Origin of the sequence: Exiguobacterium sp. RIT594 (assembly GCF_003339585.1) — a bacterium.
Taxonomy (GTDB): domain Bacteria; phylum Bacillota; class Bacilli; order Exiguobacteriales; family Exiguobacteriaceae; genus Exiguobacterium_A.
In genome coordinates, this window is record NZ_QPKF01000001.1 from 931,213 (window position 1) to 948,355 (window position 17,143).

Consider the following 17,143-nt stretch of genomic DNA (forward strand, 5'->3'; position numbering starts at 1 on the left):
TATAAAAAATATTCGTTATTTGAGGTGTTAGTGATGGATGTAGTATTTGATTACGAAGATATTCAATTGATTCCAGCTAAATCAATCGTTGGAAGTCGTTCGGAATGTGATACGACGGTCGAATTTGGAGGACGACGCTTTAAATTGCCTGTCGTGCCAGCTAATATGCAGACGATCATCGATGAAAAAATCGCAACTTTTTTAGCTGAAAACGGCTATTTTTATATCATGCACCGGTTTGAGCCGGAAACGCGACTGAACTTTGTTCGCACGATGCAGGAACGGGGATTGATTGCTTCCATCAGTGTCGGTGTGAAAACGGAAGAATATGCGTTCATCGAGACATTGGCACACGAAGAATTGACGCCGGAATATATCACGATTGATATCGCGCATGGACATTCGGAAGCGGTCATCCGGATGATCCAACATATCAAACACGTGTTACCGGACAGCTTTGTCATCGCAGGTAACGTCGGGACACCGGAAGCTGTTCGCGAACTGGAACATGCCGGCGCAGATGCAACAAAAGTCGGGATCGGACCAGGGAAGGTTTGCATTACGAAAATTAAAACGGGATTCGGTACGGGTGGATGGCAGTTGGCAGCATTGAGATGGTGTGCCAAGGCTGCCAGTAAACCAATCATTGCAGATGGTGGTATCCGGACACACGGAGACATTGCTAAATCGGTCCGTTTCGGGGCGACGATGGTCATGATCGGTTCATTGTTTGCCGGACACGAAGAGTCTCCTGGTGAAATGCAGGAAGTCGACGGTTTACAGGTGAAGGAATACTTCGGGTCCGCTTCGGAATTTCAAAAAGGTGAAAAGAAGAATGTCGAGGGTAAAAAGATGTTCGTTGAATTTAAAGGAAGTTTGTCCGACACCCTGATTGAGATGGAACAAGATTTGCAATCGGCGATTTCCTATGCGGGCGGCAATAGACTGCAGGCGATTCGAACGGTTGATTATGTCGTTGTCAAAAATTCAATTTTTAACGGCGACAAAGTGTATTAAACAAGTCGGAGTGGGACCAATCTTGGGTCTCACTCCGATTTTTTTTGCAGTTAATTGTAAACGCTTACTTAAAAGGAAAACGGGTAAAGATAATGGTGTATATTTTCAGAATATTTCATTTAAAGGGAGTGGATGAATTGAGTCAAGAGATTACGACTTACTTAGCAGACAAGTTCAATACGGTCCGGAATCAGACATTAACCTTGATTGAACCGTTGGAACAAGAGGATTTTGTAATTCAGGCAAGTACGGATGTCAGCCCGCCGAAATGGCATATTGCCCATACGACATGGTTTTTTGAACGGATGATCCTTCAAGAGTATGACGATACGTATCACGTTTTTGATCCGGTATACAACTATTTATTTAATTCCTACTACAATTCGATTGGTCCGTATCAACCGCGCCATCAGCGAGGGGTGCTGTCACGTCCCACCGTCAAGGACGTCATTGCTTACCGTAAACATGTCGATCAGGCAGTCTTGACATTGTTGCGACAAGAACGAGAGACGGCGCTTCAACAGGTCATCGAGCAATTGGTTGAAATGGGATTGCAGCATGAACAGCAACATCAGGAGTTAATCTTGATGGATGTAAAATACAACTTTTTTACTAATCCGTTATTGCCGGCGTATCAGAACCGACAAGTCGAGCGACATGGAACGGATCAGTCGCTGCCGCTTACGTTTACACGATTTGAAGGGGGACTCGTTGAAATCGGTCATGAGGGTAGAGGATTTGCCTTTGACAATGAAAGTCCGGTTCATAAAGCGTGGCTAGAACCATTTGAACTCGCAACACGTCCCGTCACCAACCGGGAGTTCATGGCATTTATTGAGGCGGGCGGGTATGAGCAAGCTGAATATTGGCTGTCGGACGGCTTCCAAGTCGTGACGCAACAACAGTGGAAAGCACCTCTCTACTGGATGAAAGATCAACAGGGTGACTGGTCCATCTTCACATTGAACGGCGTTGAACCTTTGCAGTTGGATGAACCGGTTTGTCATGTCAGTTTTTATGAAGCCGATGCCTACAGCCGGTGGTGCGGGAAACGTCTACCGACTGAAGCCGAATGGGAACACGTCGGACGGCAAGTTGATCAACAGGGAAACTTCATGGAACAAGGTTCCTATCATCCCGTTCCGGTTCAAGTCGCGAATCAGTCGGTGAACGGTATGTTCGGTGATGTCTGGGAATGGACGGCAAGTGCATATGCTCCCTATCCGAAAAGTCGACCGCTTGAAGGAGCGCTCGGGGAATACAATGCCAAGTTCATGTGTAACCAGATGGTTCTTCGCGGCGGTGCCTGTGTGACTCCGGGTAATCATATCCGTGCGACGTACCGGAATTTCTTCCCACCTGCTAAACGTTGGCAGTTCAGTGGCTTCCGATTGGCGGGTGACCTCTAAATGCGGCAACAAGTCGAAAGTTTTGATATGTACACGGATCAGCAGAACATGCTCCAAGAAGTGTTACACGGTTTAGCGCAACCTCAAAAGGTATTGCAGGCAAAATACTTTTATGATCAAACCGGATCGGAATTATTCGAACGGATTACACAGCAACCGGAATATTATTTGACGCGGACGGAAATCGATATTCTATCCGAACACCAAGCGGCGATTGCAGATTGTATCGGACCGGTCCACACACTGATTGAGTATGGAAGCGGCAGCAGTCGTAAAATCAAAAGTTTACTCAGTTCCCTGCATCAATTGGAACAATATATGCCAATCGATATTTCGAAAGATTTTCTGATCCAATCCGCTCACCAATTATCTCAAGATTATCCGGGACTCCGGATCAAAGCGGTTTGTGGTGACTATTCCGCCCCTTTGCATTTACCGGTTGAAGATAAACAAAAAAAGGTGATTTTCTTTCCCGGTTCGACAATCGGAAACTTTAATCCGCAGGAAGCAGCAGCCTTTTTACAACAATCGAGTCAATTGCTAGAGAAGGGAGACGGTTTCTTAATCGGAATTGATACAAAAAAAGAAACCGATCTGCTCCATGCGGCTTACAATGATCGAGCCGGCGTTACGGCACAGTTTAACTTAAATATCTTGCGGCATATCAATGAAACACTTGGAGGGACGTTTGATGCCGAATTGTTTGAACATGTCGCTTTTTATAACGAACAGCAGGGGCGGATTGAAATGCATCTGAAAAGCCGGATCAATCAAATCGTCACGATTGCCGATCAGCGCTTTCCGTTTAAAGAGGGGGAAACGATTCATACGGAAAATTCCTATAAGTACAGTCAGGAAGAATTTCAAAGGTTGGCCAAACAAAACGGATTTACTCCAATCAGATGTTTTATGGATGCCAAGCACCAGTTCAGCGTACACTACTTGGAAAAGGCGCGGATCTGATTAAAACGATAAGGGGGAAACATCAGTCCGTTTCATAAGCCAAAAAGAAGGGATCGCTCATCTGCGACGATGGCGATTCCTTCTTTCGTTCAAGACAGCACGTTATCTGCTGACTTCTGCTTTTCAGTGTTAACTCAGTCGACTACCGTCAGGAAGCGGATGTTCCGGACACGCCAGTACCGGCATCAGATGATCTTGTGTCCCTAATTCGAGAATACGGCCGGTCGTACCGGTAACGATTCCCGGAACATTCAGCAGGACCAACGCCTGTTTCCCGACGATTTCTTCGTACTCGAACCGAGATTCTTTCCAATCCAGAAATACGGACTGTTGAAAGTCTCCGAACGCAATCAACAGATTTAAAAAGCTAGGTTCGGCATCTGAAACATGGAGGGAGCGGATGGTGCCGACACGAATATCCAGTGTTTCGAATTGTTCAGGGGTCACCATATCTTTTATCGGGTGCACATCCAAAACTCCTTTGAATTTCATTTTTAAGAACGTTTGTTCCTTTTTTAGAAAGGGTATACCTTTACTAAAGAGGGAAGTACATGAATCATCAGCAGGTTATTGCAAAAGATAATCGTTCAAATCAATATCCAAATCTTTTCCTAATGCCAATTTGGATAACTCCTGACCGAGATACGGACCAATCGTTAAACCGGAAGCCCCGAGACCATTTGCGACAAGAACATTCGGATGAGTCGTCAGTCGACCGATGACAGGTAAGGAATTGCTCGTATAGGGGCGAAGTCCAACCCGCATTTCGTTGATGTTGGCTTCTTCCAGTACCGGTGCGACCGGAATGGCACGTGTCAATAAAGCGTACATTCCTTTAACAGTCGGCTGAAGGTTGTAATCGAGCTGTTTTTCATGCGTCGAACCGAGTGCAAGTTTTCCATCTTCGATCGACACGAGATACAACCCGCGTTGTCCCATGATGACAGGCCAATCCTTTGATTGTTCATTCGAAATATCCAAATGAAGAATCTGTCCTTTTTCGGCACGAATATCAAGACGCGTTTGTAACGGTTCGAGTAATTCATTAATCCAGACACCGGCCGTCAAGATGATTTGATCGGCATAATGGATGTCGGGCCCGATTTGAACCCCTTTGACGTGACCGTCGACGACGACTAGCGAGGCATCGGCCTCAAGAACGGTAGCCTGGTGTTTGATTGCTCCGCTTTCTAAGGCCGCCCGTAAGGCACGTCCGTCGACACGGGCTCCTCCAGAGACGAATAAGGCATCCTCAATCGACTCGATCAAGGGAAACATCGATCGGACTTGGTCAGCCGTCAACCGTTCAATTTGTTGGATTGCCGGTGCTTCCGGAAAACGATTTTCTGCAATCGTCTGCATCTTTTCAATTTTTGACGTCTCATGTAAGGCGATGGTTCCGACTTTTTGATAGCCCGTCTTCGTTTCACCGAGCGCTTCCAGTTCTGGAATTAGCGTATCGTAATAATGAGCACCGTTATTGGCTAGTCGATACCAGGCTTTGTTGCGTCGTTGTGTCATCCAGGGACAGATGATACCAGCTGCGACATGAGTGGCACGTCCGGCTTCTTTCCGGTCAATCAGCAGGACCGTTGCACCTTGTTTCGCTAAATGATAAGCGGTCGATGTTCCGAGGATGCCGGCACCGACAACGATATGGCTGTACATGTTTTTCATCTCATTTCTAAAGTGATCTGTATCAAGTGTAAAGAAAAAACAGACAAACGACAAATCCAATCGATTCAGCACATTATAAATATGGGGAATGATGGGAAAGTAAAACTATTTATCAAAATGTTTCGTATACTGAATATAAACCGATATTTCACACAAAATATACGATTAGAAACGGTCCAATCAGGAAACATACCCTTATAGGCATTTGATCCCGACATCATCGACTCGAACATGTAGTCACTATTGAAGGAGGGGAAGGCAATGAACATTAGTCGCGCCATCGTACGCAAACGCTACACGGATCACACTTTGTTTTATTCTGCCATCCTAATTTGGAAGTTGCTCTTCTTCCTGCCCTTGCTCATGTATGTCAACAGTGGGTCGGACAACGTTTTTCGTCTTTATTTTGTACCTTATTTGACGGTCATCGTTTTATTTCGTGTCATGACCTATTTTGCCACGTATAAAGCGTCTTTTATGGAGATGACCGAGATGGGATTATCCGTCTTTTTAATCATCGCGGATTTTTATTTAATTGCGTTGTTTGATGTACCGTTACCGTTCGGGATGATCATCATGCTGTTATCGATTTTACACTTTACAGCTGCGTTTAGCCGGTTCCGTTGGTTCCGCCGCCGGTTATGGCTAAATCGTCATTTAGAGATTTTAAATTTTTTGACCGATCACGGAGAGACCCCCGTTAAGATTGCTGTCGTTTCGGAAGATGAAATGCTTGTGACAACAAAAAGTGGTAAAGAATTTACGTATCGTCATGTCTACTGGAATGGCTTTTACTTCGAACGGGGATAAAGCAAGGGGACTGTAGTGCTGAAATAGGGCTACAGTCTTTTTTTTATGGAAATCGAGCGGATTGTTTGCGATACTGTGTGAATAAACCGTAACGAAAAGAAGGTGAATGTTCATGATACGCTGTCTAATGGTGACGACAGATCATCAGGTTGTAGTGGATGATGGTTTAGATCGTCTTCGCGCACCCGATATCAAATGGTATTTTGTCGATTTTAATCAACCGACGGAGCAGGAAAAACAACAGCTGGTGTCTGCTTTTGATTTTCATCCGTTGGCCCTTGAGGATTGTTTTCAATACTTGCAGCGTCCGAAGTTAGAATATTACGACGGATACAGCTTTTTTGTATTGCATGCCCTGGATACGGAGTCACTCAAAGGAAAAGAAATTAACCTGTTCGCCAATGAGAACTATGTCGTTTCTTATCACGAGGAGCCGTCGAGTGAAATCGATGTCGTGTTTCAAGCTTTTCAGCGTATACATAATAATCCGGAACAGTGGACCATTGAGATCGTTCATAAAATCATGGATAAAATCGTCGATGGTTACTTTCCGATCGTACATACGTTAGAAGATAAGATTTTTGCACTGGAAGGGCGATACGAACAACGCGGAAATGATAAACGGATTATGGAAGAGATTTTTGAGATTCGATCCGATTTGCTAGTCGTCGCCCGGACGATTTTGCCGATGCGGGATTTGTTGTACCGGGTCGTTGAATCGCGCCGGCTTGCGATTCATGCCAATAAAAAAGCTTTTTTTCAGGATATTTATGATCATCTGCTTAAGCTGAACGAGATGATTGAGTACAACCGGGAGATGACGTCTGAATTCCGGGATAATTTCATTTCGCTCAACTCCTACCGGATGAATAATATCATGAAGACATTGACGATTTTTACGACCATCTTCATGCCTTTAACGTTCATCGCCGGCATCTACGGGATGAACTTTGAACATATGCCCGAACTGACAACGCGTTTCGGCTACTTCTTCACACTGGGAGGGATGGCAGTCATTGCGATGGGGATGATTCTATATTTCAGAAAAAATCACTGGTTCGATGAGTAAGAGGAGGAAGTCAGATGGACATTCGGCAATTGACATTTTTTACGACAATCGTAGATCATGCGTACAATTTAACGCGGGCTTCCAAGCATCTTCGTATTTCACAACCGGCGCTCAGTCAACTGGTGCGGGAATTTGAAGAGATGGAACAGGTAGAGTTGTTTATGCGTCACCATGGACGATTAACCGGTCTGACGGACGCCGGACAGCAATTTTATGAGGATGCCCTGAGTGTTCTGCACGGACACCAACAAATGATGGAACATCTTCACGAACGGTCGCGTGTCATCCGAGGAAAAGTCCGGTTAGGGATTCCACCGGTCATTTTGCCCGTCCTTTTTTCACAACTGATTCCGAAATTGATGGCGGAACATCCCGGGATTGAACTGGAAATCATCGAAGAGGGAGCGTTTGAATTGAAGCGCCGCCTGTTGCTCGAAGAACTGGACTTGGCGATTTTAATTGAACCGGGGGAATCCTATGGCATAGAACGGTATCGATTGATCGAGGATGAGGTCGTTGTCGCAGTGAGACCGAGTCATCCGTTAAGCGAAGCCAAAAGTGTCTCTTACCGTGATCTCTCAGCGGAACCGTTGGTCATTCTTAATGATAGTTTTATGCTGCATCATCAGATTTTATCCCAGTTCCGGCACGTACAAGTCGAACCGCAGATCTTTTTTACTTCCGGTGCGTGGGATTTGTTGATCGGCATGGTGCAGGAACTCGACGTCGTGTCGATTTTGCCGGAGCCGATTCTTCGATTCCATCATGCGGAAGACATCCGGATTTTACCGTTTGACCCCCCGATGCTATGGGACGTGTCGTTAAATCATTTAGCAGGAGTCGAGCAGCGTCCGCTTGTGCGTCACGTCCGGGACTATGTCTTACATTATTTTAAATCCTATTGGCCGCATCCATCCAATCGTGGAGAAAGCGTTAAAAAGAACCCGGATCAGTCACCTCTTCTCTAAGAAGTGGAACTGATTCGGGTTCTTTATATAAAAAGGGGGCCGCTCATGGAGGAAAATTAAACGGTTTGATTCAGATGGCTGATGCTCGAATAAGCTTGTTTGAATTGTTCGAGTCGGTCCGTCGTCGCCAAACTGTTTCGTTCCATCTCGATTTGTTTGTGTAACGTTCCGGATAATGCGGTATACATCTCGTCGAGCAAGTGGGCGATGTGTTGCTGCGCGAGCTCGCGCAACCGCTGCTCTTCCGTTTCAAGATAAGATGCCGCATCCGGTTTCGTCAACTGCATCAAGGCATCTTTTAGTTGTTCTTTTTCATTCCGTTCAAAAAAGGCTTTCGGATTACGGAAATACTGTTTGACGGACTGGTACGGTGTCGCATCTTGGAAAGGCCCCTCAAAATGGACGGATGTCATCGCCGGTGCTTCGAACGGCGAAAGTTGGAAAGAAGGGTTCAACTTCGTCGCATACCGCTCTTCTTCCTGGAAGCGTTGGATTAGAGCTGTTTTAATCCAACCGTCAATCCGGAAATGGGTCACGCGTAATTCTTGTTCGAAATCATATTTCAAAAAGCCGAGTAGTTCGACCAATGCTTCGTGTAAGGCTTGCTGCTTTGTAGCATTCGCAAAGCGGACGGGATGATATGCTTCTTTAAAGAAATCAGGAAAACGGTAATAGATCCGTTGGTTGACATGATGTAACAGTTCATGAATTTCAGCGAATAAGGCATGCCGGAGTAAATCGGTCCGCCGGTCTGAAAAGTGTGTGTCGATCGTCTGACTCAAGTCATCCAGTTCTTCTAGCCGTGTTTCTTTTCGGGCGATGTTGAATTCGGTCTGTTCCATCAATTGGCGTAAGCGATGGACGGTTTTCTCCGTTTCTTCCGACAACACTTGAACGGCCAGCCCTTTGAGATCCCGTTCCAGGAACTGATGGAAGGCGGATTCGAAGACTGGCAGACCTGAATCCAACGTGCGATCCATCTGCTTCTCGGCTAATGCGTGAAGGCTCGAGACGCCGAACAAACGAGGCGACCGAATACCGAACCGTTGTAATTCAGTCCCGACGTATTGCAGGACTGCTTGTTTTTCAGTGTCGTTTTGTGCCAGGTCAATTGCATTGACGATGAAAAACATTTTGTCCAGTTCAAACGCATCTTTGACACGACCGAGCTGAATCAGAAACTCACGGTCGGCACGGGCGAAGGCGTGATTGAAATACGTCACGAATAAGATGGCGTCCGCATCTTTGATGTAGTCAAAGGCAACATCGGTATGACGGGCATTAATCGAATCGGCACCCGGTGTATCGACGAGAGTGATCCCAAGGCGGGTCAACGGACTATCGAAGTACAAATCGATGACATCAACAAAGCAACTGAGATGCTCTTGGGCGACATAATCCGTAAACGTCGTTTGATCGACGGTTTGTATCGTTCCGACGAACGGCGAAACAGACGGATACCCTGTTAAAAAGGCACGTAAAAAAGAGGTATCCCGTAATGTATGGTCCGGTTGAGATTCAATCCAATGTGCTGCTTCCTGCAAGGACGTAATCGTCACATCAAAAGCCTGAAGCAGGTCATTTAATTCATCGACGAGTTCCTGTTCCGACTTAAAGCGGATCGTTGCAGTACCGTGCGGATGTACCGTACTGACCGGATTGATCCTGTTGATCGAAGCGGTCGTCGGATTAGGTGAGACAGGCAGAACCGGTTGTCCGAGTAACGCATTACAAAACGACGACTTGCCGGCACTGAACGCACCAAACAAAGCAATTGTGAACGTACTGGAGGAGACGCGGTTCAGTTTGTCTTGCAGGTAGGCGACCGTGTCTTCGAATCCGGAAACGGATGCTAAAATCGTTTGGATCTGTTGTATATCTTCCAACGTATAAGCCCGTGTCTCCTCGACGTCTTGTGAAAGAGTTGCTTCTTCAGCAACGGCGACTTCCCCGATTACTTCCTGCGGCTGGAACGGAACTAACGCTTGCTCGGCTTGGCTCAGGTCCTGTTGCCATTTCAAGACCTGTTGTCGAGCCGCTTCCAGTTGTTGGTTCGTCGGCGAGTCCGCCTGTTCAAGATACGTTTGGAGCAATTGCCGGGAGTCGGCTTCGGTTTTCAACAGCTCACATTTTTGGCGTAAAGCGGCTTGTTCCGTCAGCAGGTCCTGTTTGACACTGCCATCTGTCTGTTCCAGTTCTGTTCGAATGCTGTCACGCCAGCGGTTCGTCTCTTTTGTATACCAGTCGGCCGTCAAACTGACGACACGATTCGTAAACTGGAGGACGGACTCACCGGTAATCGTGATACCTTCCTGGACGGCATCCTCGATGACACGGAGTGGCGGGTCGAGTGGATAGGTATCAATCTGCATCGTGTGCTGATCAGATAAGAGGCCGGCTTCCGCTAAAGATTGTTTCATCAACTTCCGCAGATGCAAAGCGATTTCAGATGTCGTAACGGAGCGGTACGCCCTCATGAGTTCGTCCGTGACCTGTTGCTGGGTGATCTGCGTCTTTTTGGCACTTCTGAAGAACCCGACTTTAAAGGAGGGTTGTCGTGTTTCCAAAAAGGTCCGCATTTTTTCACGAAGCTCAAACGGCATTAGTGTAGCATTGCGCAATAAGCTTTCCCGGTGCTGTGAAAAACGGCCGACCCACTGTTCCGGTGCCATCAGTTCGAGTTGCAAATCGAGCTGATGCAACTGTTCAAACAATACTTCGGAGTGTTGCCGCTCGGACGAAGTGATGACTTCGTCCGTCGACTGGACCGCTTCTTCGATGCGTGTTTCAAGATACGTTACGTGTTCGGCGTGTAAGGACTCCAGTGTCGTAACAGCTGATTGCAATAGTTTCGGCTGGACGTCACGAATGCTTTGGTCGACAAGCTGTTTAACGGTCAGGAAATCATTTTCCGGATGATCCGCTTCCCGTAAGCTCGTAAAGAAAATTCCTTTTGGCTCGACGCCATGGGTTGCAAATGACTGAATGACCGAACGCTTAAAGGCGGCAAACGATAGTTCGCCGGACTGGTGTTTATCGATTTGATTGACGATCAAATATAATTCAGGCACGGAAGTCAACAATTCACGGGTGACGGTGAAATTCAATTCGGATTGGACATGGTTGTAGTCCATGACGTAAAAAATCATGTCCGCTAAGTGTAAAGCGGACTCCGTGGAAATCCGGTGGGCGTCATCGACGGAATCAACACCGGGCGTATCCATTAAAACAAGTCCTTCCGGTAAGCTTGAACCGGCATGTGTGATATCGATCCGTTCGACGGTGCCGTCCCGTCCTAATGTCTCGAGATGCGGTAAGTCGGTTGCGTCTAACTGGACGGCAGGACGATCATGAAAATGGACGATGGCCGCATCCTGCTCGTCCCGACGTAATGTGACGATATTGGCACTGGTCGGAATCGGGCTGGTCGGTAAAATGGACTCGCCCGTCAAGGCGTTGATCATGCTGGATTTCCCGGCAGAAAAATGACCGGCGAAAGCAATCGTAAATTCGCGTTTTAATAGTTTTTCGGAAAATTTATTTAATTTGTCGAGTCGGAGTTGATCCGACGAGGGTTGAATCAATGTCGTGAGAAGCGCGGTCGCTTCAATGTGATTCGTTAACCGTTCTTCAAATGAGCGCATGCGTGTGAAACCCCTTTCTTACAATCCAGTTTCAGTGTATCACGCTTATTTTGGTTCCGTCATCTGTTCATCGGTAAGTTCCGCAATCAAGCAGCAGGCGAGACATTAAAACTTACGGATTCCGCAAAATGATATATGATAATAACAAACCGATTACCATGCTATTTGTCGAAAACCCGGGATATGCAGAGGCATCAAAAAAGACTGAATTCCCGCTCTTCGGGGAATTCAGTCTGATAAGGAATCTTAGTTTTTTGAATCAACCGTTCGTTTCCGGGACGACCATATCCGACTCGTCAGGAGCGTGTTCCGTTGTCTGCATCAGTCGGAGAAGGTGGAGTTTAAACAGGTACATGACGAGCAGATGAATGTTGGCCTGCGTCGATTTGTAAATGATCCACGGTAAAGCCGGTACATACTCATGAATGGCAATCAGGCACTCCTGGGATCCGGGAATCTGTCGGAACTCAATCCGCCCTTTGCTGTCTTCCTGAACTTGTGCAAACAGTCCGCCGGTAATCCGGTACGTCGCTTGCTCGGCATCCTGAAACGGATCTTTTGTTAATTCAAGAAGCGGTGCATCGAGGAACGGCACTTGAATCTTTACGACGGTCTCATTCGCAATGCTTGAAGTCAGGAACGGTTTGGCGAATGAGGAAAGCCATGATACATAGTTATCAGCCGCCCAGTTGGCATCGCGACCTTCCGGCAAGCGGACGCGCTGAACGGATCGCACATCAAGCGCTTCCTCTTTTTGAGAGGAACGGCCCGACTGTTTCTTTTGGTCTTTTTCTTCCTGCTCTTCTTTTAACGCCATGCGGACAGACTCTTCAAACGTAATTTTTCCGTCGCTGATGCCGTCGACCATCTTATCTGGATCTGCGACCATCTCATGAACCATACTCTCGACAAGAGGATAGACCGTCTCTTTTGGTTCGCCCGAAACTAACGTCACCCAAAGGCGGGACAGTTTAACTGTCATTAATGGAATATCAAACGTCGGTTGGTGTTTCCCCATGACTTCTGCCGTTTTCAAAATCATTTCCTTATACGTCATCGATTCCGGACCGCCGATATCGATGGCACGGTCTTTCAAATCTTCCCGTCCGACACTTGCTCCGAGGGCATGAATGACGTCCGGCAATGCGACGGGATGTGTCTGATTCCGTGTCCATTCCGGTAGCAACATGACAGGCAGCCGCTTAACGAGCTTCGATAAAATGGGGAAGGAAGACCCTTTTGGGCCGACGATCAACGCGGCCCGGATCGTCGTTACCGGTGTCCCGTAAGCACCAAGCACACGTTCGACTTCCAATCGGCTTTTCAAGTGGCGCGACAAGTCTTCCGTCTCCTCCGGAATGATTCCGCTCAGGTAGACGATTTGCTGAATGCCATTTTCCTTGGCGGCGCGGGCATAGTTGTCGGCTAAAATCAAATCCATATCTTCGAATGAGCCCTGTGTCAATTTAGCGGACGGCATCATCGAATGGACCAGGTAGATCGCGATATCCGCGCCTTGTAATCCGTCGATGGTATCATTCAGCGAAAACAAATCACACGAACGCCACTCGACATGGTCTTCATCATCCTTGTCATCGCCGTTTCGGGATAAGGCGATGACATCATATTTTTTCTTGAGTTCGTTCAAAAGATTGTGTCCGATATATCCGGTTGCGCCTGCAAGTGCCAGGCGTTTGCGTGTTTGTGTCATATGTTTTCCTCCTTGATTGACATTACTTGTTGAATTTACCCGAATCAAACCGTTCGTAATCCCTTCAGATGTTTTCATGAGATAACAGGCTTGATGTGTGAAAAACAGGGAAAAAGAAAAAGAAGTCAAATGAGTGAAGACGAATTATCGTTTTCCAGGTACATACTACTTACTTTTTAATTTAAGGAGAGGGCGAAGATGAATGCAGTCTGTTTCTTAGATGATCAACATAATAAGCGGTATCAGATGATTTTAAAACGCTTGAGTACACGGAATCGGACGAAAACGCCGTTTCAGGCAATCCTGTTTTTAGCAACGGGGAATTTACAATTGATGCAACTGTTCAGTGATTATTTTTTTCCGGAAACAGGGGAGTTTTTTTATCAGGAAATGTTGGCTGAACCTGTTGATGACCGGATGATTGATGTGGAACGTCAGCTTTTGGTACAACTGTACAACGGCCGTACGACGGTGACCGTAATCGAAATCATCGACCAGTTGAACCCGAAAGAGTTAAAGTTGGCGCTCGGAGCGATTCAGGTGCGGATGTTTGGGACGGATGAAGAAGTGGGTCATCGTCAAACGTGACGGGGGTTTGAAAGAAAAGGGGCTGAATCAGCCTCTTTTTTTTGTTTTTTGTCATTGGGAAAAGCAAAGAAAAAAGAATAAAAGAAAAATCATTAAAAGATGTTTGTGATATCAGTTTATTATCATAAAACGGTATCCGAATAAAAGCTAAGCTTGTTTATTAAGATTTGATTGAACAGGTGAAACACTGGAAATAAGATGTAAGTAACAGGAAATGGATGACGTTACAACTGAAATTTCTGACTGGGATGTGAGAGGAGTGGACGTATGCAACTCAAGCAATCGATTTACTTTCATTCACCGATTTTTCTTCAAAATATCTTAACGACGATTTACGGTCGCGTGCTGTATCAGGAACGGTATGGTCCGGTTTACCAGAAACGGTTACAAGAATTAAAGGAAAAAGAACGTTTTCGGACGAATGCGCAAGTGGAACAACTGGCACGACTGAATCAATTTCTACTGTTTTGCCAGACGTACAGTCCGTATTATCAAGAACTGTTCGAGCAACACCAAATCAGATTACCGCTTCAAGCATTGGACGAGTTAAAGCGCATTCCGGTGTTGAGCAAGGAAATCCTCCGGACACGCAATGCGGATGTTCATGCAAAAATCCGGGCGCCGATTCTCGGGAAAACAGGCGGAACGACGGGGAAGTCGATTCAAGTCCATTATACAAAGGAAGACATGCAGATCCGGATGGCACACCTCGACTATTTTAAATGGACCCACGGGATCGAACGCGGCATGCGACGCGCCAGTTTTACGGGTCAGACATTGGCCGCAGCATCACAGAAAGCACCCGTTTATTGGCGGATGAATAAAACGATCAACCAGATGTTGTTTACGATCAAGAATATTAATCCGCAAACAGCAACCTTATACATCGAACAATTGAACCGGTTTAACCCGGAATCAATTGACGGCTTGCCTTCAGGCATGATCGAAGTAGCCCGTCATGCCAAAAAATACAATATTCCGTGTACGTTCCGACCGAAAGCAATTTTCCCGACGGCGGAAATGATGACGCCGGCGGAACGCCAATTGATTGAGGAAGTGTTTCATGCGCCGATTTTTGATCAGTATGCCTCATCCGAGGGAGCGCCTATCGTTGCGGAGTGTCGTTACGGTAAAAAACATCTGCATTATGAAATGGGCATCATTGAGGTCGAAGAAGATGGTCAGATTCTCGTGACGAGCTTTGATACACACGGCACGCCACTCGTCCGGTATCGTGTCGGGGATCGGATGACGCTGAGTGAAACAACGTGCCAGTGCGGGCACGCCGGGCCGGTCATAGCGTCCATTGACGGGCGGGGACGAAGTTTCATTCAACTGAAAGACGGTCACCGGATTTTCGAGGGAGAACTGGCCGGTATCGTTCGCGCCTTCCCGAACTGTATCGAACGGGTCCAGTATATTCAATCCGACAAGGAAGAAATCGTCATGCTGTACGTACCGGATGAACGTTGTTTTAAAGAAGAACATGAAAAGGAACTGTACTTCGTCCTGAAACGATTGTTTGGCGGACAAATGGAAGTATTGTTACGGGCAGTTCCGGAAATTCCGAAAGAAATCAGCGGGAAAACGTTGTTAATCAAACAATTGTTACCGGAGACCAGTTGAAAATTAAAAAATTTAAAAAAACAGATTACCTTTATTTTCCGAAAAGGTAATCTGTTTTTTTTTAATTTTTTTCAAAAAAGCACTAATTTGTTAAAGGTGGAAAATCATTAAAAAGGAAGCCGACGAGGTAGATTTTGTCATGTGATTGTCAGAATGCCGACGTAAACTGAACGTATTAAGGATACATTCTAATGAAGGCGTCAAGTCAGTGATCGAAAGGACGTGCGCAGATGGGAATCAAAGAGCAAGTCTATCTGTTTTCACCGGTGTTCATGCAAAATCTTCTCACCACCTTGTACGGCTATCGACTTCAACGGGAACGGTATGGACCAGCATACCAAAAACGATTTCAAGAATTAGCGGACAAATGGAAAAAGCCAATCGATGTGGAACGGGATCAATTGACACGTCTCAATACGTTTTTGCTGTTTTGCCAGCAACATAGTGTGTATTACAACTCGTTGTTCCAAGAATTAAAGTTGCAGTTACCTTTCCAGACACTGACAGAGCTTAAGCAAATTCCATCCCTGGAAAAAGAAACGTTACGGCAACGAATTGAATCGATTCGAACGGATCTCGATGCGCCGATTCTTGGTAAAACAGGCGGGACGACAGGGAAATCGATTCAAGTCCGGTATACAAAAGAAGATATGCAGGTGCGGATGGCCCATCTCGATTTTTTTAAGGCGACTCACGGTGTCCAAAAGGGCATGCGCCGGATCAGTTTTACGGCACAGGCCCTCGTTTCGGAACGTCAACAGAAACCCGTCTACTGGCGGAGGAATCATGCGCTGAACCAATTGCTGTTCACTGTCAAGAAACTCAATCCTGAGACGATGACCGCTTATTTGCAGGCAATCGACCGGTTTGATCCGGAATCGATTGACGGGTTGCCGTCAGCAATGATTGAACTGGCCTATCATGCCAAACGGATCGGGATGGAGTTGCAGTGTCGGCCGCGCGCCATCTTTCCGACGGCTGAGATGATGACCGCGACGGAACGGAAATTGATTGAAGAGGTGTTTCATGCGCCTGTCTTTGATCAATATGCGTCATCGGAAGGAGCACCGATTGTCTCCGAATGCCGCTTCGGGAATAAACATCTGCATTATGAGATGGGAATCATTGAAATCGAACCGGACGGACAAATTCTTGTGACAAGTTTTGATACACACGGGACGCCGCTTGTCCGGTACCGGGTCGGAGATCGCATGACGAGCAGCGGGAAAACCTGTTCCTGCGGGCATCCGGGTCCCGTGATGGATTCGATTGACGGTCGCGGACGAGGGTATATCGTCAAACAAAACGGTCAAAAGGTTTTTGAAGGTCAGCTGTCGAGTCTGGTCAAAGCGTTACCGAACAGCGTCGAACGGGTCCAATATATCCAAAACAGTGAACGGGACATCACATTTTTGTATATTCCGGACCGGACCCGTTTTTTATCGGAGCATGAGGAACAACTGTACCGATTTTTAAAAACCTTACTCGGCGCTGAGATGAACGTCTCGTTACGTGCCGTCGACAACATCCCGCGGGAAGTCAGCGGCAAGACGCTTTTGGTGAAACAGTTGATGTAAACGGAACACGGATCCAAGTGAGGATCCGTGTTTTTTTGATGGATTTTTTTTACAATTATTGTAGTATGAAAGAAGATCACCAAA

Annotated in this window: 13 protein-coding genes; 9 read left to right on the plus strand and 4 right to left on the minus strand. The window is 46.5% G+C overall.

Going from position 1 to position 17,143, the window contains the following annotated elements:
- The first annotated feature begins 33 nt into the window (after window positions 1-33).
- From guaC to egtD, 3 genes are all read left to right on the plus strand, one after another.
- Window positions 34-1,017 carry a GMP reductase gene (gene guaC / locus DVG79_RS04645; RefSeq protein WP_114595657.1) on the plus strand — a complete coding sequence of 328 codons (984 nt, stop codon included), beginning with the start codon at window positions 34-36 and terminating at the stop codon, window positions 1,015-1,017.
- Between the two features lie 137 nt (window positions 1,018-1,154).
- Complete coding sequence (gene egtB / locus DVG79_RS04650) at window positions 1,155-2,426, plus strand: ergothioneine biosynthesis protein EgtB (RefSeq protein WP_114595658.1); 1,272 nt, start codon at window positions 1,155-1,157, stop codon at window positions 2,424-2,426.
- On the plus strand, window positions 2,427-3,389 hold the full coding sequence (gene egtD, locus DVG79_RS04655) for an L-histidine N(alpha)-methyltransferase (protein WP_114595659.1): 963 nt from the start codon (window positions 2,427-2,429) through the stop codon (window positions 3,387-3,389).
- A gap of 129 nt (window positions 3,390-3,518) precedes the next feature.
- Here the strand turns inward: egtD and DVG79_RS04660 are convergent, their stop codons facing one another.
- On the minus strand, window positions 3,519-3,857 hold the full coding sequence (locus DVG79_RS04660; RefSeq protein WP_114595660.1) for a hypothetical protein: 339 nt from the start codon (window positions 3,855-3,857) through the stop codon (window positions 3,519-3,521).
- A gap of 99 nt (window positions 3,858-3,956) precedes the next feature.
- Window positions 3,957-5,057, minus strand: a complete 1,101-nt coding sequence (locus DVG79_RS04665) for an NAD(P)/FAD-dependent oxidoreductase (RefSeq protein WP_233494522.1) — start codon at window positions 5,055-5,057, stop codon at window positions 3,957-3,959.
- Window positions 5,058-5,327: 270 nt separating this feature from the next.
- Here DVG79_RS04665 and DVG79_RS04670 point away from each other — a divergent pair, with 270 nt between their 5' ends.
- The 3 genes from DVG79_RS04670 to DVG79_RS04680 all read left to right on the plus strand — a co-directional run bounded on the left by DVG79_RS04670 (window position 5,328) and on the right by DVG79_RS04680 (window position 7,913).
- Complete coding sequence (locus tag DVG79_RS04670; protein WP_114595662.1) at window positions 5,328-5,876, plus strand: hypothetical protein; 549 nt, start codon at window positions 5,328-5,330, stop codon at window positions 5,874-5,876.
- Between the two features lie 112 nt (window positions 5,877-5,988).
- Window positions 5,989-6,945, plus strand: coding sequence for a magnesium/cobalt transporter CorA (gene corA / locus DVG79_RS04675; RefSeq protein ID WP_114595663.1), 957 nt, complete (start codon window positions 5,989-5,991; stop codon window positions 6,943-6,945).
- Window positions 6,946-6,959: 14 nt separating this feature from the next.
- Window positions 6,960-7,913, plus strand: coding sequence for a LysR family transcriptional regulator (locus DVG79_RS04680; protein WP_114595664.1), 954 nt, complete (start codon window positions 6,960-6,962; stop codon window positions 7,911-7,913).
- Between the two features lie 56 nt (window positions 7,914-7,969).
- Here the strand turns inward: DVG79_RS04680 and DVG79_RS04685 are convergent, their stop codons facing one another.
- Both DVG79_RS04685 and DVG79_RS04690 read right to left on the minus strand, forming a co-directional pair.
- Entirely contained in the window at window positions 7,970-11,557 is a 3,588-nt protein-coding gene (locus DVG79_RS04685) for a dynamin family protein (protein WP_114595665.1), read from the minus strand.
- 259 nt (window positions 11,558-11,816) lie between these two features.
- Window positions 11,817-13,268, minus strand: coding sequence for an NAD(P)H-binding protein (locus DVG79_RS04690; protein ID WP_114595666.1), 1,452 nt, complete (start codon window positions 13,266-13,268; stop codon window positions 11,817-11,819).
- A gap of 198 nt (window positions 13,269-13,466) precedes the next feature.
- Here DVG79_RS04690 and DVG79_RS04695 point away from each other — a divergent pair, with 198 nt between their 5' ends.
- From DVG79_RS04695 to DVG79_RS04705, 3 genes are all read left to right on the plus strand, one after another.
- A complete protein-coding gene (locus DVG79_RS04695; RefSeq protein ID WP_114595667.1) occupies window positions 13,467-13,856 on the plus strand; it encodes a hypothetical protein in 390 nt (129 codons plus the stop codon).
- Between the two features lie 267 nt (window positions 13,857-14,123).
- The gene (locus DVG79_RS04700; protein ID WP_114595668.1) at window positions 14,124-15,482 is read left to right on the plus strand and encodes a phenylacetate--CoA ligase family protein; all 1,359 of its coding nucleotides are present in this window, start codon (window positions 14,124-14,126) and stop codon (window positions 15,480-15,482) included.
- A 230-nt stretch (window positions 15,483-15,712) separates the two neighbouring features.
- Complete coding sequence (locus tag DVG79_RS04705) at window positions 15,713-17,059, plus strand: phenylacetate--CoA ligase family protein (protein ID WP_114595669.1); 1,347 nt, start codon at window positions 15,713-15,715, stop codon at window positions 17,057-17,059.
- Window positions 17,060-17,143: the final 84 nt, after the last annotated feature.